This window comes from Micromonospora sp. NPDC005254, assembly GCF_042872525.1.
Lineage (GTDB): Bacteria > Actinomycetota > Actinomycetes > Mycobacteriales > Micromonosporaceae > Micromonospora.
In genome coordinates this window covers 468131-490385 of sequence record NZ_JBIAKM010000002.1, presented here as the reverse complement: position 1 = coordinate 490385, position 22255 = coordinate 468131, and the positions used below count along the sequence as shown (strand labels likewise).

Genomic DNA, 22255 nt, shown 5'->3' with positions numbered 1-22255 from the left:
TCAGCCCCGGCCGCCGTAGACGGTGCGACCCGAGTCGGTCACGTCCTTGCCGAGCCGGCGGGTCAGATGCAGCCCCTCCAGCACGAACTCGACGGCGGCGGCGGCCTCCTCCGGGGTGGGCGCGTCGCCCAGACCGAGCCGGTCCAGCACCTTGGCCAGGCCGGGCACGGTGCCCACCTGGCGCAGCAGCTCGGTGGAACCGACCAGCTCGCCGGTCTCGATCGCCGTCCCGTCCTCGACCAGGGCGGTGAACCCGGACAGGTCCAGGCCGGCCAGGTGGGCGCGGAACGTCTCGGCGGTGGCGGTCCGCAGCAGGTGGGCGAGGATCTCGATCTCCCGCCCCTCCTCGCCGCTCTCGAACTCCACCTTGCCGCGCAGCGTGCTGGTCACCGACACCGCGTCGCCGACCCGTGCCACCGCGGCTTCGGGCCGACCGTCCGGATTGCCGGAGGCGGCGAGCAGGCCGGCGCGACGCAGCGCGGCACCGGCGACCGTCTCGGCGGCGGCGATCGCGAACCGGGCGGAGACGCCCGAGCGCGGGTCCACCGACGGGGACTCCCGCACCGCGCGGGCGAACCGGGCCAGCACCTCCAGCACGTGCTCCGGGACGGTGGCCACCAGGTCGGCCTCCTGGCGGATCAGCGCCAGCTCCAACTCCAGGTCGACCGGGTAGTGGGTACGGATCTCGGCGCCGAACCGGTCCTTGAGCGGGGTGATGATCCGGCCCCGGTTGGTGTAGTCCTCCGGGTTGGCGCTGGCCACCAGGAGCAGGTCCAGCGGCAGCCGCAGCTGGTAGCCGCGGACCTGGATGTCCCGCTCCTCCAGCACGTTGAGCAGCGCCACCTGGATCCGCTCGGCCAGGTCGGGCAGCTCGTTGACGGCGAAGATGCCCCGGTTGGTACGCGGCACCAACCCGAAGTGGATGGTCTCCGGATCACCGAGGGTGCGTCCCTGGGCGATCCGGATCGGGTCGACGTCACCGATCAGGTCGCCGACGCTGGTGTCGGGGGTGGCGAGTTTCTCGCCGTAGCGCATCGAGCGGTGCAGCCAGCCGATCGGCAACTCGTCGCCGGCCTCGGCGACCTGGGCGACCGACGCGGGGGTGAGCGGGTGCATCGGGTGCTCGTTGAGCACCGAGCCGGGAATCACGGGGGTCCACTCGTCGAGCAGCCCGCCCAGCGCGCGGATCAGTCGGGTCTTGCCCTGGCCGCGCTCACCGAGCAGCACCATGTCGTGCCCGGCGAGCAGAGCCCGCTCGACCTCGGGCAGGACGCTGTCGTCGTAGCCGACGATGCCGGGGAAACGGGTCTCGCCGGAGCGCATCCGGGAGAGAAGGTTGTCGCGGAGTTCCTGCTTGACGGTGCGGTACTGGTGACCGGCCGCGCGCAGCGCGCCGAGCGTGCCGGGCAGGTCGGCCGGTGGAACCGGGATTACCGGGGTAGGCGCAGTCACCCGAGTAACGCTAGCTCACATTCGCGGGGGCACCCCGGGCATCGAGGGGCACCCCCGCTGCCACCGTCAGCCCCGGCCGCAGCGCCCGCAGGCCCCCCGGCGGCGCAGGTGGTACGCGTAGGTCGCCGCGGCGAGCGCCACGCCCCACAGCGGCCAGAGCAGCATCGGCGCCCCGGTCAGGCTGACGCCGCCGCCGGTGAGTTCCCAGAACCTGGGGTTGCTGAGCAGCCCCAGGCTGGCCGCGGTCACCGCGATGGCGACCAGGGTGGCCGGCACCACGGCCAGCAGCACCGGCACCCGGCGACCGGCGAGCCCGACCATCCAGCGCGGGAACCGCTCGCCCCAGCGCTGCACCAGCCCGAGGGTGAGGATCGCACCGACGGTGGCGAACGCGCCCAGCCCGAACCCGGCCCAGACCAGCCCGCTGTCCTGCATCTCGGTCAGGAACTCGCGGGAGATGCCGAGCGGGATGCCGGCCGCCCAGGCGAACCGGGTCGACGCGTACGTCAGGGGAATCGCCGCCGCGATGCCGGCGGCCCACCGACCCCAGCGCGCGGCGGCGGCCGGGGTGGTCCACCCCCGGTCGGTGTCGTCCCGCCCGCAGCCGACGCAGGCCCCGGCGGTGCGGCGCTGCCAGACGAGCACCGTCCCGGCCAGCAGCAGCCCGCCGGCCAGCGCGGCGAACCGGCCGAACAGCGCCCAGTTGAAGACGTCGGAGTACTCGACCGGCGGCCAGCCGAAGGGCGCACCGACGATCAGGATCGGCAGGTAGCCGAGGACGATCAGCACCCGCGCGTCCGGGACGACCACGGCGAGTCCGAACGCCACCGCCCAGCCGTAGCCGGCCAGCAGCGCCCGCAGCGGACCGGGCGGGCGGACCGCCGGGCGGCTCATGGCCAGGGCGGCCACCGCGGCGGTGAGCAGGACGCCGGCGAAGAGCGGGGTGGCCAGGTCCACCGGCACCAGGCGCAGCAGGTTGACGTCGCCGCCGTGCGTGTCGTTCGCGCCGAACGGATAGCCGGCGCCGGTGAGTGTGCCAACCAGGGCGAGTACGCCCCACAGGCCGAGCCAACCGGCGGCCAGCGGGGCGAGCCGGTCCGGCCAGCGGGAGTCGGAACGGGGTCGGGATGCAGTGATCGTCGTCATGCTCCCAGCCTCGACCGACAGCCGGTCGAATCCCTCCCGGCCGGCGGTGAACCCGCTCCCCCGGGTGGGGGACCGGTCAGCCGGACGGGGTGACGAAGCCGGACTCGTAGGCGGCGATCACGGCCTGCGTGCGGTCCCGGACACCCAGCTTGGCCAGCACGTTGCCGACGTGCGTCTTGACCGTCTCCACCCCGACCACCAGGTGCGCGGCGATCTCCGGGTTGGACCGGCCGGTGGTCATCAGCCGCAGCACCTCGGCCTCCCGCTCGGTGAGCCGGGCGGCACGCAGTCGGTCGCCACCCGCCGGCCCGTACGCCCCGACAAGCTGGCGGATCGCGGCCGGGAAGAGCAGCGACTCGCCCGCCGCGACGACCCGGACCGCCTCGACCACCTCCGCCGGCCGGGCCCGTTTGAGCAGGAAGCCGGAGGCGCCGGCGCGCAGCGCCTCGTAGACGTACTCGTCGTTGGCGAACGTGGTGACCACCAGCACCCGGGGCGGGTCGGCGGAGGTGGCCAGCAGGTGCCGGGTGGCCTGAATGCCGTCGATGCCGGGCATCCGCACGTCCATCAGCACCACGTCCGGGCGGTGCCGGGCGACCAGGGGCGGCACCTCGGCGCCGTCGGCGGCCTCGGCGAGCACCCGCAGATCGGGTTGGGCGTCGATGATGGCCCGCAGCCCGACCCGGATCAACTCGTCGTCGTCGACGATCAGCACACCGGTGGTCATCGCACGTCCTCGTAGGGCAGGCGGGCCCGGATCAGCCAGCGGTCGCCGTCCGGCCCCACGGTGAGTCGGCCGCCGAGCAGCAGCACCCGTTCCCGCATGCCGTCCAGGCCCCGGCCGGACCGCCCCGTGTCGGCCCGGTCGGGGCGGCTCATCGTGTTGACCAGTTCCAGCTCCAGCGCGTCCGGCCGCAGGTCCAGGCGCAGTGTCACCGGCCCGTGGCCGTAGCGGGCGGCGTTGGTCAGTCCCTCCTGGACGATCCGGTAGCCCTCCCGGGAGACGATCGCGGGCAGTCGCGCCGGGTCGCCGACGCGCTGCGCGTGCACGGTCAGCCCGGCCGCTCGGGTGTCGGCGACCAGCCGGTCCAGGTCGGCGAGGGTACGTTGCGGCGCCGCCGACGGCCGGTCGCCGCCGGTCTCGCGGAGCAGCCCGAGCACGTGGTCCAGCTCGTCCATCGCGGTCCGCCCGGCCTCCTCGATGGCGGTGAGCGCCCGCCGGACGAACTCCGGATCGCTGTCGAGCACCTGCCGGGCCGCGCCGGCCTGGAGGGTGGCCACGGTCAGCGCGTGACCGACCGAGTCGTGCAGTTCCCGGGCCAGCCGGTTGCGTTCGGCCAGTCGGGTGGCCCGCGCCTCCAGCGCGGCGATCCGCTCGGCCTGCGCGGGGCCGAGCAGCACCGGCGCCATCGAGACGGCGAGCGCGCCGAGCCCGGCGACGGCGTAGCCGAGGCCGACCAGCAGGGCCACCCCGGTCAGCGTCAGCCAGCCGCTGTCCCGTCCGTCCAGCGGCCCGAACCGCTCCTGGCTGGTCAGCTCGGCGCCGACACCGAACTGCTGGGCGATGAACGCCAGCGCCATCGGCAGGGCGCTGAACAGCGCGATCATCACCAGGGCGCCGACGATGAGGTGCGTGGCGATCCAGAGCGCGCTGCGCAGGCGGCTCTCCCGGTCGCCGCGCCGCCCCGGCGCGGGGTCGGGCAGGTCGACGCCGAGCAGCGCCCGTACGGCGGCGATCTCCAGGGCCCGGCTGCCGTCCAGCAGCAACGGCACCACGGCGATCAGCACCGCGATCACCAGCAGGACGTAGACCAGCGGGCGGGGAATCTCCGAGTCGGTGAGCATCTGCGCGAAGGTCACCGCGAGGACCCCGTACGGCAGTGCCAGCACACCACCGAGCAGCAGGAACACGCCGCGTCGCCAGGTGCTGCCGGCCACCAGCGGGGCCAGTGCCGCGCGGAAGGTCATGCGGTCATTCTGCTGCCGTCACCCCGAGGTGCGACTCCCCCGCACCGGGGAGATCTCAGCGGTGGTCGGCGACGTACCCCTGGGGGTCCTTGTCGCGGAACCGCAGGTCGCGGCCGTTCTTGTGCTCGCCGTAGAACATCAGCCAACGCTGGCCCAGCTCGGCGCGCAGTTCGAAGCTGGCGTGCCGGCGGAAGTCGGGCAGCGCCTCGTCCTCCTCCTCGGCGAGGTGTTCGCTGTTCTCCCGGCGGGCCGTGCCGACGGCCTCCCACCAGGGCTTCGAGCCGACCGGGTGCAGCTTGGACTCGGCGATGGCGTCCCGGATCTTGTTGTGGTCGCCGATCGCGTCGGCGGTCTCGTCCTCGCCGTCGTCACCGTGCTTGACCAGGTGCGGGTAGAGGATCGCCTCCTCCGCCTCGGCGTGGATGTCCAGGTGCAGGGCGAGTGCCTCCCAGATGGCCAGCAACTCCTGCTCGTCGCGGGCGTCGTCGAGGCGGGCGAAGCCGCGCCGGAAGGAGGCGTGGTCGTCCAGGATCAGTGCGGTGATGTCGTCCACTGTGCTCATTTCTCCGTCGGGCCGGCGATCCGGTTACGCAGCATCCGGGGCAGCGCGGCGAGCCCGGTGACCGGGCGGAACCGCTTGGCGGCCTCGGCCAGGGCCGCGTACTCGTCGTCGGTGAGGTCGAGGTCGGCCGCCGCGGCGTTGCGTTCCATCTGCTCCACGCCTGACGCGCCGGGAATGGCAAGCACGTTCGGGTGACGCAGGAGGTACGCCAGCGCGATCTGGCTGGGGGTGGCGTCGTGTGCCTCGGCGACCTGGCGCAGCGTGTCGATCAGGACGGCGCCCCGCTCCAGGTTCTCCGGCAGGAAGTACGGGTTGGCGCGGCGGACCGCGCCGGTCGGCGGGTTCTTCGCGTCGTACCGGCCGGACAGGAAGCCCTGCGCCAGCGGGCTGTACGCGATGACGACCCGGCCGGTCTGCCGCGCGTACGGCAGCAGGTCCTGCTCGGGCGCGCGGTCCAGCATGCTGTAGCGAACCTGGTTGCTGAGCACCCGCCGGCCGAGTGCGGCCTCGGCGACCTGCCAGCGGCGCAGCCCGTAGTTGCTCACCCCCACCTCACCGACCAGCCCGACGTCCTGCAGGGCCCGCATGCCGCGCATGGTGGTGTGGTCGGCGACCAGCGGGTTGGGCTGGTGCACCTGGTAGAGGTCGATGCTGGTGACGCCGAGGCGGGCCGCCGAGGCGACCGCCCGCTGCTGCACCACCGCGGCCACCGGCAGCACGGGGAAGATCTTGCTGGCGACCACGACTGTGGGCCGGTCGTCGCCGAGCGCCGCACCGAGGATCCGCTCACTGCGCCCGAACCCGTAGATCTCCGCGGTGTCGAAGACGGTCACGCCCAGCTCGACGGCCCGCCGGACGATCTGCGCGGCCCGCTGCTCGAAGTCGGGGCCGTAGCCCCACTCGCGGGAGCCGAACTGCCAGGTGCCGAGGCCGATCTTGGAGAGCGGTTTCGGGGTGTCGAGGGCGATGAACCGCATGGCCTCGAAACTACCCCGTTGTCCTGGTTTCCACGCCCGATCCCCGGCACCACCGGCCGGAGCTACGCTCATGATCGTGACCTACCTCGCCGCGGATGACCGCTACGACACCATGACCTACCGGCGCAGCGGACGCAGTGGCCTGCGGCTGCCCGTCGTCTCTCTCGGGCTCTGGCACAACTTCGGCCCGGACCGCCCGTTCGACCGCCAGCGCGACATCGTGCGACGCGCCTTCGACCTGGGCGTCACCCACTTCGACCTGGCCAACAACTACGGCCCGCCGCCCGGTTCGGCCGAGGAGAACTTCGGCCGGCTGCTCGCCACGGACCTCAAGCCGTACCGGGACGAGCTGGTCATCTCCAGCAAGGCCGGCTACCTGATGTGGCCCGGCCCGTACGGCGAGTGGGGCTCGCGCAAGAACCTGATCTCGTCGCTGGATCAGTCGCTGGGCCGGATGGGCCTGGACTACGTCGACATCTTCTACTCGCACCGCTTCGACCCGGACACCCCCCTCGAAGAGACGATGGGTGCGTTGGACGCGATCGTCCGCTCCGGCAAGGCGCTCTACGTGGGCGTCTCGAACTACAACTCGGAGCAGACCGCGCGGGCCGCCGCGATCCTGCGCGAGCTGGGCACGCCGCTGCTGATCAACCAGCCGTCGTACTCGATGCTCAACCGCTGGACCGAGGCCGACCGCCTGCTCGACACGCTGGAGCAGGTCGGGGCCGGCTGCATCGCGTACAGCCCCCTCGCTCAGGGTCTGCTGACCGACCGCTACCTGGGCGGCATCCCGGCCGACTCGCGGGTGCGCACCAGCGTCTTCCTCAACGAGAGCGACCTCAGCGACGAGAAGATGGCCACCATCCGAGGGCTCGGCACGGTCGCCGAGCGGCGCGGCCAGTCCCTCGCGCAGCTCGCGCTGGCCTGGGCGCTGCGCGACCCACGGATGACCAGCCTCATCATCGGTGCGAGCAGCGTCGAGCAGTTGGAGACCAACATCGCCGCCGTGAACAACCTCGACTTCACCGCCGAGGAGCTGGCCGAGATCGACCGGCTGTTGAGCTGAGCGCCGTCGGGTCGAGCGGCGGGCCGGATCACCAGATCCGGCGCCGCCCGGCCCGATGGTTGCGGACCTCGCACTGCCGTCCCACCGGTGCCGCCGCGCCGCGTCGTCGCCGGCCCACGCCGACCAGCGCCAGGACCAGCACGACGGCCGCACCGGCCAGCACCGGCCACCGCCCGCCGAGGTCGGTCACCGACGCAACCGGCACGCCCGGGTCGGCCGCCGCCGCCACCGCCGCCGGGTCGGTGGCGGCCGGCTGGCTGGCGGCGGTACGCGGAGCAGCCGGGGCCGCCTTCGTCGCACTCTTCGTCGCGCCGCTTCGCGCCGTGCGGAACACGACATCCGAGCAGGAGTAGTAGGTGTCCGGGGTGTTCGAGTTCTGCCAGATCGTGTAGATCAGGTGCCGGCCGCTGCGGTCCGCCGGCAGCCGGCCCGCCAGCTGGTACGCCCCGCCCCGCACCGGCGGGTCGGTCCGGGTCAGAAACGGACGCGACTCCAAATCCGACCAGGTCAGCGGCTTGCGGGGGTCGTAGTCGGGCTTGGTGACGTAGAGCCGGAAGGTGCCCCGGTGCTCGATGGTCGTCCGGTATCGGAAGGTGAACGTCGCGCCCGTGGTCACCTCGGTGCTCGGCCAGTCGGTGCGGGGCAGGTCCAGTCCCCGGTACGCGGACAGCCCACCGCTGCACAGCTCGCCGTCCGGGATCCGTTCCCGGTCCCGACCGTTGATGGCCGCGACGCGTACGTTGTCCCATTCCCGTACCGCCGCGCCCGCCGCCACCGCCGCCCGACAGGCCGCACTGGCGGCGTGCCGGCCCTCGGGCCCACAGGCCGCCGCCCGGCTGATCGGGTCGGTGGGGGCGCCGTGCGCCCAGGCGGGCGCCGCGCCCAGCGGTGCGGCCGCCACCGCGACCAGCACAGCGGCGAGCACTCGACGCACGCTCATGGCTTGACCTCCCGCGCAGTGGTACGGACGCGGGACGCCAAAGGTTCGACCGCCCGGGGCCCGGGAATCGCCCGGCGGGCCTCGGCGTTTCGATAGGCGGTACGGATTTCAGGCCAGACCCCCAGGCCGAGGAGGCAGACATGAAGGTACGTAGCTCGTTGCGTGCGCTGAAGCAGAAGCCGGGTTCGGTGGTGGTCCGTCGTCGCGGCCGGGTGGTCGTGGTGAACCGCGCGAACCCGCAGTGGAAGAGCCGTCAGGGCTGATAACAGACTTATCGGATACACCTCCGCCGGGGCGGATGCGGCACGATTACCGCATCCGCCCCGGCGCTGCTTACTTGACGGCGTACGCGCGGATCACGGTCACCGTGGCGGTGTTTCCCGTGCGGTCGGTGGCGTTCACGCGCAGGGAGAGGTAGCCGGCTGCCGGGTTGGTGACCCGCAGCGTCCGTCGGTCGGCGCTGACCGAGGCGGACCGCCAGGTCTTCCCGTCGTCGACCGAGAACTGCGCGGTGAGCGTGCGGTTGGCGGTGGCCGCCGAGCCGGCCAGCGGCGTCACGGTGACCGGCACGGTGAAGGTGCCGGCCGGCGCGGCGTTGTTGCTGTCCAAGGACGGGCTGAACCGTACCGTGGACAGCGGCAGCCGCGTGTCGCCGTTCGCCGAGGAGAACGTCCACAGCCCGCTGACCGCGGTGCTCAGCCGGTGCGGCGCGGGGCTGGTGGCCGACATCTCCAGCCGGTAGTCGCGTCGCTCCGCCGGCACCGCGAACTCGCCGTCGAGGGATGTGGTTTCGCCGATCAAGGCACCGCCGGCGTACAGGGCGGTCCGGGCGCTGTCCGTCAGGTATCGCTGGCCCCAGTGTCCGGCGCCCTCGCCGAACAACGGGATGCTGGCCTCGATCGTGTCGCCCTTGCGGAAGACGGTGTCAAGGTCGCCGTCGGCGACACCGGGATCCAGGGGCGCGAAGACGGCCCTGTTCCAGTCCTGCTGGTAGACCCGACCGGCCGTGAACGCCTGCGCCGGTCCGGCCGTCTGCGTGACCCGCTCCGGCCCGTACTCCGGGTCGGTCTGCACCTGCTGCTCGAAGGTGGTGCTCCACTGCACGCCGCCCTGCGTGCCGAGATATTCGGTGCGCTCGAACGGCAGCGAGAACGGCAGGCCGACGGTGCCGCCACTGACCGTGCCGACGACCGGCCAGTTGTACTTCGCGCCGGTGGCGCCGTCGGCCTCGCGGGCATAGTGAGCCTTCACCGTGGCCAGTTCGGCCGCGGTGACCTGCTTGTCGAAACCGGTGTAAAAGACCCCCTGGCGGGTGTACGAGGTTTCGTACGTGTAAGGGCTGTCGAGGAACCCTTCGGCGTCGTTCTTCCACCGGGCGAAGACGCTGGAAATCGAACTCTGGAACCCGGTCACCGCGGTCGCGGGGCCGATCTGGCCGACGTGCAGGTCGCCGGGCACCACGGATTCCGTCGTGAAGCCGGCATTCCGGCCCGTCCAGTACGCGTCGACCTTGGCCGTGGCCTGCCGGGCGTCCGCGCGAGGAACTCTGATGGTGACCGGACCGGCCTGGCGGGCGTCCAGCGTCACGGTCCTCGTGGCGTCGGCCACGAAGCTGGTCTGCACCAGCATGGTGGTGTCCGTCTCGCCGTAGACATTGCCGATCAGGCCGTACCTGCCCTTGGGCAGCCGCACCGTCTGCGCCTCCTCGCCGTCAAAGAGCTGGTACGACTGAGGGGTGTCCAGCCCGATGAGGAGGTCCCAGTAGTTGAGGTTCAGCAGCCCGTCCCGGCCGAAGTGGCGGAACGTGACGTCGTAGCTCTCCACCTCGCGCTCGACCGCCGTCGGGGTCTCGACCCGGACGTCGCCGGGGGCGGTGGCCACGACCCGGGCGCTCCGGATCCCGTCCGGACCCTCGCCGCGGGTGTCGGACGTGACGGTCGTCGTCGCGGTCCCGCCGGCCGGCACGGTCAGGCTGGTCGCGGCGACCGTGAAGGTGTCCGCGTCGCCGTCGACGGCCACGGTCAGGGTGACCGGCGTGGTTCCGCCGTTGCGGTAGGTGAGGGTCTTCGTGACCGGCGTGTCGTCGGTGTGCGGCCACTCCTGCTCGCCGAAGCTGACACTGCCCTCGTCCACCGAGATCGTCTGACGCACCGCCCGGGCAACGTCGAGCCGCCCGGCGCCCTGGGCGAACACGTCGATCCCCTCGCCCGGTTGCGCGGCGCCCATCAGCAGCGTCTTGCGCTGACGCGACGACCAGCCGGGGTGCTGCTGGGTGACGATGGCGGCCGCGCCGGCAACCATCGGTGCGGCCATCGACGTGCCCGACAGACTCGTGTACCGGTCGGAGACCGGGGCACCCGCATGTCCGGCGGCGGCCCGCGCCGCCACGATGCCCACACCGGGTGCGGTGATGTCCGGCTTGATCGCCCCGTCACCGAGGCGCGGACCACGGCTCGAGAAGCCGGCCAGGTGATCCTGGTCGTCGACCGCGCCGACCGCCAGTCCGGAGTCAGCGGCGGCCGGCGATCCGATCGTCCGACTGCCGAGCAAGCCTTGATTGCCGGCCGAGAGGACGAACAGCGTGCCGTATGCCGCGGTGAGGTCCTCAACCGCCTGCTCCAGCGGGTCGACCTCGGGGGAGTCGGGGCCGCTCAGGCTCATGTTGACCACCGGGGCCTTCTGGGCGGCCCACTGCATCCCGGCCAGGATCGCTGACTCGTCGCAGTAGTTGCCCTCGCACACCTTGCCCACGGCGAGCTTCGCGCCCGGCGCCACACCACGGTACTTGCCGCCTGAGGCGGCGCCGCTGCCGGCGATGATCGAAGCGACGTGCGTGCCGTGGCCGTCGATGTCGTCCGCCGCGGAACCCTCGAGGAAGTTCTCGTTCGCCACGATCCTGCCGGCGAAGTCCGGGTGTCCGGCGTCGATTCCGCTGTCGAGCACCGCCACCGTCACGCCGGTGCCGTCCAGGCCCTGCTGCCAGGCCGCCGGCACGCCGACCTGCGCCACGGCGGTGTCGAGGGCGAGCGTGCGCTTACCGTCCAACCAGACCTTGTCGACGCCCGGGCTCAGGGACCGGTCAGTGGCGGCACCCCGGGTCAACGAATTCCACAGGTCGGCCTTCTTGGCGCGCGACGCACGCACCGCCAGCATCCCCAGCCCAGAAATGTCACGACTCACTCGGGCGCTCGCATCGACTGCTGCCCGCGCGTTCGCGCTCTTCTCGTACGAGAGAAGCAGGGGCAGGTCCCGGTCGCCGGTGTAGCCGAACTCGGTAAGTGCCGTGAGGTCGAACAACCGCTTGTCCAGCCGACCCTGGCGCAGCAACGGCAGCGCGTCGACCGGGATCACGAGGCGGTGACCCTCGCTGGTCTGGTTCACGAAGCGGACTCCGGCACGACCGGGCGCGCGCTCGATGGCGGTGCCGCCCTGCGCGGAGACGACGACCCGGTCACCCGTGATCAGCGTGATGCTGACCGACTCCGACGCGCGACTCCCCTTCTGCGCGGGGGCCGGAGCCGCCTCGGCGCCGGCGGGCGTGGTGGCACCGAGTACCGCCGCGATGGTCCCGGCCAGCAGAGCGGCCGCGACGTTGCGTCTACGAATCACGAGTTCTTCACCGACAGGTCACACATGGGCTTTCCTCTCAGGACTCAAGGAGATGGTGAAACGCGAAAACGCCGGTCCGCTACGGATCGAGTCCGTAACGGACCGGCTCTCGGGCTCAGCTCGCGACGGACCGGCAGTTCATCGGGGCGTCCTTGGGCACCAGGGCCCAGGCCACCTTCGCGTAGCCCTCGCCCTTGTGCACCGGGAAGACACTGAAGTACAGGACGCTGCCCTTCGGCATCTTCGACGGCGCGATCACCCACTCCGAGTCACCGGACACGCCGTCCTCGTCGACCCCGGGGATCCGCTCGAACGTCAGGACGTCCTTGATCTGGGGCAGTTCCCTGCCCTTTGGCGTACACAGGAGATCCGGCTTGACGACGGCCGGAACGCCGGCGTCGGCCAGCGCCTTCTCCAGCGCATCGGGATCGATCACCTGCTTGGACCTCAGGCGCAGCTGCACCGAGCCGTCCGCCTGCCTGACCACCGAGAACGCCGCCGGTTCCATGGCCGGCGCCGTGGCGTCACCCGCCGAGGCCGCCGGCGCCGCGGTGCCGCCGGCCGGTGACGAGCCGGAAGGGCCGAAGCCGATCGGCAGGGCCAGCGCGATGGCGGCCAGGGCGGCGAGTCCCCCACCGGCGGCCACACCGAGCACGCCACGGTTACGCCGGCGGGCCCGGCCGCGCTTCTCGATCGCCTCGACCGGACGGTCCATCCGCACGCCGGAAAGAGTTTTTCTCATCGCGTTGAGCACCTCATCCTCGTTCATTTCGAGTCCTAACTGGTCACGGGCACGAATTGCGCCCGCAGGGTCGCTGTGGCGCGAGACAGGTGGACGGCTACGGTCCGCGGTGAGATGCCCAGTTCGTCGGCCACGGTGTTGGCGTCCAGGTCAAGCCAGACCCGCAACACGATCACTTCGCGTTGCCGTTTCGGCAGCCGACGAATGGCGCTCAGCATCGCCTGGTCGACGTCGTGAACGTCGTCATCCGGCCGGGGCAGGTCGTGGCCGTCGAAGGCGACCTCGCGCCGACGCCGCCGCCACCAGGACACCCGCACGTTGAGGGCGGTACGCACCACCCACGCCGTCGGTGCCGGATGCCGACTCACCTTCCGCCAGGATGCCCAGGCCCGCGCGAACGCCTCAGCGACCAGATCCTCCGCCAGCGCACGATCACCCGTACTGGCCAGTACGGCACGCAGGCAGTTGTCCCGGCAGCGCTGGTAGAAGTCCGCGAAGTCCTTCCGTTCTTGCTCCACACCTGGCACACGCATGAGCACCGTGATTCATTTACCGCAGCCGGAAAAAGATTTGCACGAGGCCCGTCGACCGGGCCCGGTGGTCGCGATGGTCCGCAGGCCCCGCAACACCGCCGCCTGACCGGCGCGCGGTGGAGCTGGTCGATGGCATCATGCCCTGGACTGAGCATGTTCATCGATTTCAGGGGGCGACGGTGCGCGGAGAAGACAGGTCAGCGACCCGACGGCGTACGCGCAGGTTCGTGGCCGGCGCGGTTCGGTGTTCGGTCGCTCGCTCTCCAGCGCCGGCACCCTCGGCACGGTGACAAGGCTCGGTGTCGGCGACTGGCCGAAGGTCACCCTGGACGACGACGGGGACGGCCTGGTCACGTGGAACGCCCGGGTAAAGCCGAACGCCCTGGCAGGGAATGATCCCCGCCAGGGCGTTTCGCAAGGGTGGAGCCGAGGGGACTCGAACCCCTGACCCCCACACTGCCAGTGTGGTGCGCTACCAGCTGCGCCACGGCCCCTTGCTGTCGTCCCGGTCGCCCGGGCACTGGGAAACTATACACAGACCGGCCCGCATGGTCATCTCGCGGGGGTCCCCGCCCAGCCGGGTCAGTTGAGGGCCACGTCCGGGGGGAAGTGGGCGACGGCGGCCATCATGCCGCCCTGCCGGCGCAGCACCATCGGCCACAGGTCGTCCGGGCGGTCGACGAAGGCGTCGCCGGGCAGAGCGTCCAGCAGGAACCAGGACCCGTCGGCGATCTCCTGCTCCAACTGCCCGCTGCCCCAGCCGGAGTAGCCGGCGAAGACCCGGATCCCGCCGATGCTCTCCCGCAGCTTCTCCGGGTCGACCGAGAGGTCGATCGTGCCGACCGCGCCGGAGACCTGGTGGAAGCCCTTGAGCCGGCGCAGCGGTTGCCGCATCCGGGCCAGGCAGATCGCCGAGTCGGGCTGCACCGGGCCGCCCTCGAAGAGCACCGCCGGGTGGCGGGCCAGGTCACTCCAGTCACCCAGCACCTCGGCGACCGGCACCTCGGTCGCCCGGTTCAGGACCACGCCGAGCGCGCCACCCGGCTCGTGGGCGACCAGCAGCACCACCGTACGGTCGAAGTTCGGGTCCTTGAGCGCCGGAGTCGCGACCAGCAGCCGCCCGGTCATCGACTCCATCGCTCGTCCGCCGATCGCCTGGCCCTCTCCCTGCATCTCACCTACCCGTCAACCGTGAGCCCGCACCGGGGATCCGTCATTCGCCGGATCCGCACGGTGCATCGGGATCAGCCGCGCTGTCAACGCCATGCCTGGCACCATAGCCTGCGTCCCCGGTGCTGGCTAAGGTCTGACCGGCGGGTGATCGGACAGTTGCGACGGAGGCTCCATGACACCGACGGCGGACCTCGCGGTGATCGGCGGCTCCGGCCTCTACGCCCTCCTCGACGGCACCCCTCATGAGCTGGCCACCCCTTACGGTCCACCATCGGACGCGGTGACCATCGCGGAGGTGGCCGGGCGGCGGGTCGCGTTCCTGCCCCGGCACGGTTCCGACCACCGGTACCCGCCGCACCGGATCCCGTACCGGGCCAACATGTGGGCGCTGCGGTCCCTCGGCGTACGCCAGGTGTTGGCGCCGTGCGCGGTCGGTGGGCTGCGTCCGGAGCTGGGGCCGGGCACGTTCGTGGTGCCGGACCAGCTCATCGACCGCACCAGCGGGCGGGTGCAGACCTACTACGACGAGGGCGCGGTGCACGTGCCGTTCGCCGACCCGTACTGCCCGCGGGGCCGTCACGCCCTGCTCGCCGCAGCGGCCGGCCGGGACGTCACAGCGGTGGACGGCGGGACGGTGGTGGTGGTCGAGGGCCCACGGTTCTCCACCCGTGCCGAGTCCCGCTGGTTCGCGTCGATCGGCGGCACTGTCGTGAACATGACTGGCCACCCGGAGGCGGTGCTCGCCCGGGAGATGGCGCTCTGCTACTCCTCCATCGCGTTGATCACCGACCTGGACGCCGGGGTGCAGGCGGGCGAGTCGGTGACCCAGGACGAGGTGTTCCGGGTCTTCGCGGCCAACACCGAGCGCCTGCGGGACGTGCTGCTGGACGCGGTGGCCGCGCTGCCCGCCGAGCAGGACTGCGCGTGCGGCCGGGCGCTGGACGGCATCAAACTGCCCTTCGCGCTGCCCTGACCTGCGCCGCACCTGGCCCAGTGGGCGAGCCGGACCCCCGACGGCCGGGAAACGCCCGAAAGGTCCGTCACATCCCGATAGATTCGGCTGATCGGGAGGGCGGCCACGGTCGCCCCTGCGCGCGACACGGAGGCAGGTGACGATGGCAACGGTCCGGGACGCGACGTACGACGTGCTCCGCACCCTCGGCATGACCACCGTCTTCGGCAACCCCGGCTCCACCGAGGAACCGTTCCTGCGGGACTTCCCGGCCGACTTCCACTACGTCCACGCGCTGCAGGAGGCCACTGCGGTGGCGATGGCCGACGGGTACGCCCAGGCGGCCGGCAGGCCCGCGCACGTCAACCTGCACACCGCCCCGGGAATGGGTAACGGCATGGGCAACCTGGTCACCGCCTGGCACAACAAGACGCCCCTGATCGTCACCGCCGGCCAGCAGACCCGGGAGATGCTGCTGCTGGAGCCCCGGCTGACCAGCCGACGGGCGGTCGAGCTGCCCGAGCCGTACGTCAAGTGGAGCTACGAGCCGGTCCGCGCGCAGGACATTCCGGCGGCGCTGCTGCGGGCGTACGCGACCGCCGTGCAACCGCCCGTCGGGCCGGTCTTCCTCTCCCTGCCGATGGACGACTGGGCCCGGCCCGCCGAGACTCCTCCCGCGTCGCGCACGGTGGCGACCCGCTTCGGGCCGGATCCGCAGCGGTTGGACCTGTTCGCGCGCGTGTTGGCCGACAGCCGCGACCCGGTGCTGGTGTTCGGGCCCGGCGTGGACCGCTCCGGCAGTTGGCCGGCGGCCGTCGCCCTGGCCGAGCGGCTGGCCGCACCGGTCTGGTCGGCCCCCGCACCGGAACGGGCCGTGTTCCCGGAAGATCACCCGCAGTTCCGCGGGGTCCTGCCGTTCGCCATCGGGCCGCTGGCCGAAGCGTTGCGGGGGCACGACACCGTCCTGGTCGTCGGCGCCCCGGTGTTCCGCTACTACCCGCACGTCCCGGGCGACCACCTGCCCGAGGGCGCCCGCCTGCTGCACGTCACGGACGACCCGGACGAGGCCGCCCGAGCCCCGGTCGGGGACAGCCTGCTCGGCGACCCCGGGCTGACTCTCGCCGCGCTGCTCGACCTGGTTCCGGCCGCCAACCGACAGCCGCCGACGCCGCGGGCCGCTCCGGCGCCGCCGGAGGTCACCGTGCCGCTGAGCGCCGACGCGATGTTCGCCGCGCTGGCCGCACACTGGCCGGCCGACGGCGTGCTGGTCCAGGAGTCACCGTCCAACCTCTCCGCACTGCGCCGCCATCTGCGCATCACCCGGCCGGCGTCGTACTTCACGATGGCCAGCGGCGGGCTCGGCTACGGCCTGCCGGCCGCGGTCGGGGTGGCGCTGGCCGAGCGGGACACCGGGCGTCGCCGGCCGGTGGTGGCGGTGATCGGCGACGGCTCGTTCCACTACTCGGTGCAGGCGCTGTGGACCGCCGCGCGCCTGGCACTGCCCGTGGTGGTCCTCGTCCCGGTCAATCAGCAGTACGCGATCCTCAAGGCGTTCGCCGAGTTCAAGGACACTCCCGGAGTGCCCGGCCTGGACCTGCCAGGGCTGGACATCACCGCCATCGCGGCCGGCTACGGCTGCGCCACCGAGGTGGTGCAGACCCCCGACCAGCTCGGTGCCGCCCTCGCCACCGGGCTGCGCGCCGAGGGACCCACGGTGCTGCCGGTACCGATCAGCACCGACGTTCCCACGATCCTCTGACCGAGCCCGCGCGGGCGGTCAGCGGCAGAGGCCCGGCGGCCGTCACCGGGCGGCGATCGTCAGCGGTGCGCCGGTGAAGACGTCCAGCACCGGCCGCGCCCCCAGCGGGGCGGCCAGGGTGACGGTGACCGGCTCCAGCTTGAGCACGTCGGTGCAGACTCCGGTGGACCGGGTGACCGCGCCGCCGACCACGACCACGTCCGGCCGTTCCGACACCACCGGGGTGATGTCGGTGTCGCAGGCACCGACGCCGAGCCGGACGGTCAACCGTGCGCCGTCCACCGCCACCATGTCCTGGGCGGCCACCAGACCCTCCGGCAGTGGCTGGGTCGGCGTGGGCGCCGGGGGGACGGGCGTGACGGCCGTCGGCGCGACGGCGAGCTGGGCCACCGGGGTGGCCAGCTCCTCCACCGTGAACAGCCAGGCCGGGACCTGCGCCTCACCTCGACTCGTGCGGACCGGCACGGCACCGAGGGTCACCCCGGTGACGGTCAGCGGAAGGCAGGCTGTCTCCGTCGTGCTGGTCGCCCAGCCGTCCGGCCCGGGCTCGACGGTGGGACCGCCGGGAGTCGGCAGCCCGGCCCGCTTCGGCCGCCCCGGGCAGGGCAGCGGGTCACCCCGGTCGAGCTGCCGGTACGCCTCGGCCGCGCTGACCAGCGGCAGGGTCAACCGCCCGTCCGGGAACCGGATCTCGGCACCGACGCGGGTGGGCGGGATGGCGACCTGGGCGCGGTACCAGCCGGACCGGAAGGCCGTCTCGGTGTCCGGCGTGAAGCGCGGGTCGCCGGTGAGCACCGTCGGCCCCTGCAGGGGGACGTAGCCGTCACGCCAGCCGGGACCGGGCCGCCACGCCGCGGCGACCGCGCTGGCCCGCTGGTCGAATGCGCGATGCGCCGTCGTGGTGGGCGCGGCGGCGGGCTCCGCGCCGGTCGCGGCGCAGCCCACCATGGACAACAGCGGCAGTACGAGCAGCAGAACCGGTCGACGCATGCCAGGTTCGACGGGACCGCCGCCGGGCGGGTTCCCGCCCCGGCTCAGGTCTCGCCGCCCAGATCCGTCTGGTACGCCTGCCAGAGCAGATTGGCACCACGCCGCCGATGCCGGGCCAGCGTCCGCAGCAGGTGCCCCGCCCGGCGGCGCAGTTCGTCGGGGCCGGCCTCGGACCGCTCGGCGACCCGCTGCACGGCCAGGATCGCGGCGACGATCGCGGTGTGCTCCCGGGTCAGCAGCCGGATCCCGTGGTCGAGGCGGGGTGAGTGGGTGAGCAGCTCCCGATAGAGGCCGGCCGGCCCTTCGGTGACCCGGACGTGCTCGGCGAAGCCCTGCCCGACCGGACGCAGGCGGAGCAGCACGATCTCCCGCCAGCGCGGCTCGGTCGTGGCGACCGCGACGGCACGGGCCAGGGCGTGCAGGTCGCCGGCGAGCCCGGCGGGCCCCGGTTCACCGGGGAGCCCGGCCGGATGCGTGCGGGCGGCGGACGGCGGGGCGGTGACTGACGGCTGCTGGACTCCACCGGTGACCATGGCACCTCCCGCGCGGGTCTGCTATCCCATACCGTGATGGTGAACCCGCCCGTTCGCCCTGTCCAGAGGCGTTTCCTGCTCATCCGTCCCACTGGTAACACCGGCCCCACCGGGACGTCGGACACCGCCGTCAGCGGGCCGCTCAGGCGTCCGCCAGACGCCGCAGATCGGCGGCGACGGCGCGGGCCTCGTCACTGGGCTCCGCACCGGGTCGACCTGCCGCGAACGCGTCGGCGAGCGCGCGCAGCTCGGACGGCGGCAGGACGGGCAGACCCATCCCCCGCAGCGGGATGGTGACCCGATGCCCACTGGCCCGATTCGTGACGACGATTCCCGGCGACCGACCCGCACGAGCCGACGGGTCGGCCCCCACCTCCCCACGGGAACGGGAGTCGACGCGGGCGATGGCGAGATCGACGGTACGACTGCGGATGGCGCCCCGCACCCGCACCCGGCTGCCATCCAGCCAGGCGGCCGTACGCAGCACCCGCAGCACCAGGTAGACGCCGAGCAGGACGAACGGCAGCCCGCACAGCCCGAGGAACGGTCCGGGCCCTCCCGAGCCGCTCGCGGACTCCCGCAGCGCGGGCGGCAGCATTCCCGGCGGCAGGTCGCGGGCCTCCTCGTAGGAAGCGAACCCGTCTCCCGGGCCGGTGAGGCGGCGCACCAGCCCGCCGGCGAGCAGGGGCACCACCACGAACGCCGCACCGATCGCCGCGACGAGGACCCCCGTCACCACCGCGACCGTACGCTGGCCGGCTGACGCGCCGACCGACAGGCGCAGCTGCTGGTTCGTCACAGCGGCAGCGTAGGCGGCGGCAACCCCCCGCAGTGCCCGGCGTCGGTGTCGCGGCGCGGCAGGCAGCCCAGCGCGGCAGGCAGCCCAGCGCGGCGGGCAGCCCAGCGCGCGGTGATCCACTCCAGGTCGCCGATGTGGGGGTGTCCGGACGTCTGGATACCCGCAGGTCGGCGATGTGGAGTGGATCAACCGCCTCGGCTTCCGAGGTCGCCCGGCGGATACGACGATGCGCCCCGGCCGGTGGGCCGGGGCGCATCCTTTCGAGGTGGTGGAGGTGCCGGGAATCGAACCCGGGTCCTTCGCCGGTTTGTCAGGGCTTCTCCGAGCGCAGCTCGCTGTGCCTCTACTCGGCCCCACCGCTCACGCGAGCAAGTTGGTGTGACGGGCCCAGTCGCTGATTGATCTCGCCGCACGGACCCCGCGACCGGGTCCGATTGGCCAGCCTTCTAGCTGATGCCGGCTACTGGGACGAAGGCGTTCCCAGGCCGACAGACTTAGCTACTCGCCTCAGGCGGCGAGAGCGAAGTCAGCGCGATTGTTCTTGGCGCTTATAAGTTTCCGACGACCGATTCTCGAGACGACGTCGGCTTCCTCGGCTCGCTTCCCCTGTCGCTGCGTACGAAGTCGAAACCAGTCACCCCCTCGACAGGCCGCCTTTGCGGCGGCACTGACAAGACTAACGCCTGCCGCAACGGGTTTCATCCCGAGCCCCGGGTCGGCGCGCCGACCCGGGCAAAAGGGATGAATCAGTCGCCCATTCCCTTGCCACGTCGACCGGACACCCGGGCGATCTCTCGGTCCGCGTCGCGCTTGGCGAGGTCCTGGCGCTTGTCGTACGACTTCTTGCCCTTGGCCAGGGCGATCTCGACCTTGGCCCAGCCGTCGGAGAAGTAGACCTGCAACGGGACGATGGTCAGACCACCCTCGCGGGTCTTGCCGACGAGCTTGTCGATCTCGCCCCGGTTGAGCAGCAGCTTGCGCGTACGCCGGGGCTCGTGGTTGGTCCAGGTGCCCTGGGTGTACTCCGGGATGTGCATCGCGTGCAGGTACAACTCGCCGTCGCGCTCCTGGGCGAACGCGTCGACCAGCGACGCCCGCCCGGCCCGCAGCGACTTGACCTCGGTGCCGGTCAGCGCCATGCCCGCCTCGTACGTGTCGAGGATCGCGTAGTCGTGGCGGGCCTTCTTGTTGGAGGCGACCACCTTGCGCCCCTTTTCCCGTGGCATCGGCGCCACCCCCTCTCCCGGAAACGTCCGTCGCCGGGCTCACCCCGGCCGGACAACCGATCATGCTACCCGAATGACAAGGACCCTCCCGCGCCGTTTATTCCGGCCGCGGGAGGGTCCCCGAGTGACGACGGGACGACCCGTACGCTGCCTAGACCCGCAGGTAGAAGCGCAGGGTGATCCAGGCGGTGGCGGCGCTGACGAGGCCACCGACGCCGGCCATCAGCGGGAAGATGAACAGGATGTCACCCCAGCTGATCGGCGACAGCAGGCCCTGCAACGCCTTGAGCGACCCGTCGAAGAGCAGATACTTCGCCGCGACCAGGGCCACCAGGCCGAGCAGTGAGCCGATCAGGCCGGCCACCACGGCCTCCAGCACGAACGGCGCCTGGATGAACCAGTTGGACGCGCCGACCAGCTTCATGACCGCCACCTCACGCCGCTTGCTGTACGCGGCGACCTGGATGGTGTTGGCCACCAGGAGCAGTGCGGCGATGGCCATCACGATCGCGGCGGCCAGGGCGATGTTCTGGATCGCGGTGAGGACGTCGAAGATCTTGTCCAGCAGTCGACTCTGGTCGACGATCTCGTCGACACCCTCGGTGTCCTTGTACTGGTCGTAGATGTTCTTGTACTGCTCCGGGTTGTTCAGCTTGAGCCGGAACGACTCCGGCAGCTGGTCCGGCTTGACCGCGTTCACCAGGTCCGGCGCGTCCTGGTACATCTCCTGGAACTTCTTGTACGCCTCGTCCTTGTTGACGTAGATGACGTCCTTGACCAGGGGGTCGGCCTTCAGCTTGGCGTCCAGGTCGGTGCGCTGCTGCTCGCTCACCTCCTGACTCAGGAAGATCGAGACCTCGATGTTCTTGTAGTAGAGGTCCTTCATGTCGTCAACCTGGCGGTACATGAGACCGCTGGCGCCGAGCATGGTCAGCGAGACCGCCATCGTGATGATCATCGCGATGGTCATGGTCACGTTGCGCCACAGTCCGACCAGTACCTCGGACAGGACGTATTTCACGCGCATCGGGATTTCCTCCGGGTCTCCGGCATGAGGTGTTCGTCGTCAGGCTGCGCAGGGGCGGAGCGCCGGCTCACCCGTAGACGCCGCGGGCCTGGTCACGCACGATGCGACCGCTCTCGATCTCGATGACGCGGCGGCGCATCTGGTTCACGATGTTGGAGTCGTGGGTGACCATCACGACGGTCGTGCCGGTGCGGTTGATCCGGTCCAGCAGGCGCATGATCTCGATCGAGGTGTCCGGGTCCAGGTTTCCGGTGGGCTCGTCCGCCAGCAGGATCAGCGGACGGTTCACGAACGCCCGGGCGACGGCGACCCGCTGCTGCTCACCACCGGAGAGCTCGTGCGGATAGCGGTGCTCCTTGCCACCGAGCCCGACCAGCTCCAGCACCTCCGGCACGACCCGGCGGGCAACCGCCTTGGTCTTGCCGATCACCTCAAGGGCGAACGCCACGTTCTCGTACGCGGTGCGGTTCGGCAGCAGCCGGAAGTCCTGGAAGACGCAGCCGATCGAACGCCGGAAGTGGGGTCGCTTCCAGGAGCGCATCGACGTGACGTCCTTGCTGTTGACGAGGACCCGCCCCTTGTTGGGGGTGACCTCGTGCAGCAGCATCTTGATGATTGTGGACTTGCCGGAGCCGGATGGACCGATGAAGAAGACGAACTCGCCCTTCTCGATCGAGACGGACACGTTGTCGAGCGAAGGCCGGGACGCCTTCGGGTACGTCTTCGTCACTTGCTCAAGCTGAATCACGGGTGGTGAGTCTACGCGGTGTAACAACTGAGCCAAGCCCCACGCCCCGCAGA

The 22255-nt window shown here is 71.7% G+C and carries 21 protein-coding genes, 1 tRNA gene and 1 other RNA gene; 4 read left to right on the top strand and 19 right to left on the bottom strand.

Going from position 1 to position 22255, the window contains the following annotated elements:
- From ACFYPR_RS07905 to ACFYPR_RS07880, 6 genes are all read right to left on the bottom strand, one after another.
- Positions 1-1452 (bottom strand): sigma 54-interacting transcriptional regulator, encoded by a 1452-nt coding sequence (locus tag ACFYPR_RS07905; RefSeq protein ID WP_354860784.1) that lies wholly within the window; start codon positions 1450-1452, stop codon positions 1-3.
- Positions 1453-1518: 66 nt separating this feature from the next.
- On the bottom strand, positions 1519-2598 hold the full coding sequence (locus ACFYPR_RS07900; RefSeq protein ID WP_354860785.1) for a hypothetical protein: 1080 nt from the start codon (positions 2596-2598) through the stop codon (positions 1519-1521).
- Between the two features lie 76 nt (positions 2599-2674).
- Positions 2675-3325 (bottom strand): response regulator transcription factor, encoded by a 651-nt coding sequence (locus ACFYPR_RS07895; RefSeq protein ID WP_266249167.1) that lies wholly within the window; start codon positions 3323-3325, stop codon positions 2675-2677.
- Positions 3322-4566, bottom strand: coding sequence for a histidine kinase (locus tag ACFYPR_RS07890; RefSeq protein WP_387259010.1), 1245 nt, complete (start codon positions 4564-4566; stop codon positions 3322-3324). The genes ACFYPR_RS07895 and ACFYPR_RS07890 overlap by 4 nt, the downstream gene beginning before the upstream one ends.
- Positions 4567-4621: 55 nt before the next feature.
- Entirely contained in the window at positions 4622-5128 is a 507-nt protein-coding gene (locus ACFYPR_RS07885; RefSeq protein WP_354860788.1) for a hemerythrin domain-containing protein, read from the bottom strand.
- A complete protein-coding gene (locus ACFYPR_RS07880; RefSeq protein ID WP_355063098.1) occupies positions 5125-6105 on the bottom strand; it encodes an aldo/keto reductase in 981 nt (326 codons plus the stop codon). Before ACFYPR_RS07880 ends, ACFYPR_RS07885 begins: the two co-directional genes overlap by 4 nt.
- A gap of 70 nt (positions 6106-6175) precedes the next feature.
- Between ACFYPR_RS07880 and mgrA the strand changes: the two genes are divergently transcribed.
- Positions 6176-7171, top strand: coding sequence for an L-glyceraldehyde 3-phosphate reductase (gene mgrA / locus ACFYPR_RS07875; RefSeq protein ID WP_354860792.1), 996 nt, complete (start codon positions 6176-6178; stop codon positions 7169-7171).
- A gap of 28 nt (positions 7172-7199) precedes the next feature.
- Here the strand turns inward: mgrA and ACFYPR_RS07870 are convergent, their stop codons facing one another.
- Positions 7200-8111 (bottom strand): lytic polysaccharide monooxygenase, encoded by a 912-nt coding sequence (locus ACFYPR_RS07870; RefSeq protein WP_387259008.1) that lies wholly within the window; start codon positions 8109-8111, stop codon positions 7200-7202.
- Positions 8112-8251: 140 nt separating this feature from the next.
- Here ACFYPR_RS07870 and ACFYPR_RS07865 point away from each other — a divergent pair, with 140 nt between their 5' ends.
- Positions 8252-8374: a 50S ribosomal protein L36 gene (locus ACFYPR_RS07865; protein ID WP_030490864.1), complete on the top strand. Its 123-nt coding sequence runs from the start codon at positions 8252-8254 to the stop codon at positions 8372-8374.
- A gap of 70 nt (positions 8375-8444) precedes the next feature.
- Here the strand turns inward: ACFYPR_RS07865 and ACFYPR_RS07860 are convergent, their stop codons facing one another.
- From ACFYPR_RS07860 to ACFYPR_RS07840, 5 genes are all read right to left on the bottom strand, one after another.
- Complete coding sequence (locus ACFYPR_RS07860; RefSeq protein ID WP_387259006.1) at positions 8445-11720, bottom strand: S8 family serine peptidase; 3276 nt, start codon at positions 11718-11720, stop codon at positions 8445-8447.
- A 115-nt stretch (positions 11721-11835) separates the two neighbouring features.
- On the bottom strand, positions 11836-12489 hold the full coding sequence (locus ACFYPR_RS07855; protein ID WP_355063092.1) for a hypothetical protein: 654 nt from the start codon (positions 12487-12489) through the stop codon (positions 11836-11838).
- An 8-nt stretch (positions 12490-12497) separates the two neighbouring features.
- Positions 12498-12980 carry a sigma-70 family RNA polymerase sigma factor gene (locus tag ACFYPR_RS07850; RefSeq protein ID WP_354860799.1) on the bottom strand — a complete coding sequence of 161 codons (483 nt, stop codon included), beginning with the start codon at positions 12978-12980 and terminating at the stop codon, positions 12498-12500.
- A gap of 436 nt (positions 12981-13416) precedes the next feature.
- Positions 13417-13489, bottom strand: a tRNA-Ala gene (locus ACFYPR_RS07845).
- A gap of 88 nt (positions 13490-13577) precedes the next feature.
- Positions 13578-14168 (bottom strand): YqgE/AlgH family protein, encoded by a 591-nt coding sequence (locus ACFYPR_RS07840; protein ID WP_234583082.1) that lies wholly within the window; start codon positions 14166-14168, stop codon positions 13578-13580.
- Positions 14169-14340: 172 nt separating this feature from the next.
- Between ACFYPR_RS07840 and ACFYPR_RS07835 the strand changes: the two genes are divergently transcribed.
- On the top strand, positions 14341-15141 hold the full coding sequence (locus ACFYPR_RS07835; protein WP_363940620.1) for an S-methyl-5'-thioadenosine phosphorylase: 801 nt from the start codon (positions 14341-14343) through the stop codon (positions 15139-15141).
- A 142-nt stretch (positions 15142-15283) separates the two neighbouring features.
- Complete coding sequence (mdlC, locus tag ACFYPR_RS07830) at positions 15284-16879, top strand: benzoylformate decarboxylase (RefSeq protein ID WP_387259004.1); 1596 nt, start codon at positions 15284-15286, stop codon at positions 16877-16879.
- A 42-nt stretch (positions 16880-16921) separates the two neighbouring features.
- On the opposite strand, the gene ACFYPR_RS07825 is transcribed toward mdlC, so the two are convergent.
- From ACFYPR_RS07825 to ftsE, 7 genes are all read right to left on the bottom strand, one after another.
- Entirely contained in the window at positions 16922-17869 is a 948-nt protein-coding gene (locus ACFYPR_RS07825; RefSeq protein WP_387259003.1) for a hypothetical protein, read from the bottom strand.
- 44 nt (positions 17870-17913) lie between these two features.
- On the bottom strand, positions 17914-18402 hold the full coding sequence (locus ACFYPR_RS07820; RefSeq protein WP_387259001.1) for a hypothetical protein: 489 nt from the start codon (positions 18400-18402) through the stop codon (positions 17914-17916).
- A 142-nt stretch (positions 18403-18544) separates the two neighbouring features.
- On the bottom strand, positions 18545-19201 hold the full coding sequence (locus ACFYPR_RS07815) for a hypothetical protein (RefSeq protein ID WP_387259000.1): 657 nt from the start codon (positions 19199-19201) through the stop codon (positions 18545-18547).
- Between the two features lie 266 nt (positions 19202-19467).
- Positions 19468-19843, bottom strand: a transfer-messenger RNA (tmRNA) gene (ssrA, locus tag ACFYPR_RS07810).
- Positions 19844-19947: 104 nt separating this feature from the next.
- Complete coding sequence (smpB, locus tag ACFYPR_RS07805; RefSeq protein ID WP_354859076.1) at positions 19948-20427, bottom strand: SsrA-binding protein SmpB; 480 nt, start codon at positions 20425-20427, stop codon at positions 19948-19950.
- Positions 20428-20578: 151 nt separating this feature from the next.
- On the bottom strand, positions 20579-21454 hold the full coding sequence (gene ftsX, locus ACFYPR_RS07800) for a permease-like cell division protein FtsX (protein WP_354859074.1): 876 nt from the start codon (positions 21452-21454) through the stop codon (positions 20579-20581).
- Positions 21455-21521: 67 nt separating this feature from the next.
- Positions 21522-22202: a cell division ATP-binding protein FtsE gene (gene ftsE / locus ACFYPR_RS07795; protein WP_354859071.1), complete on the bottom strand. Its 681-nt coding sequence runs from the start codon at positions 22200-22202 to the stop codon at positions 21522-21524.
- Between the last annotated feature and the right edge of the window lie 53 nt (positions 22203-22255).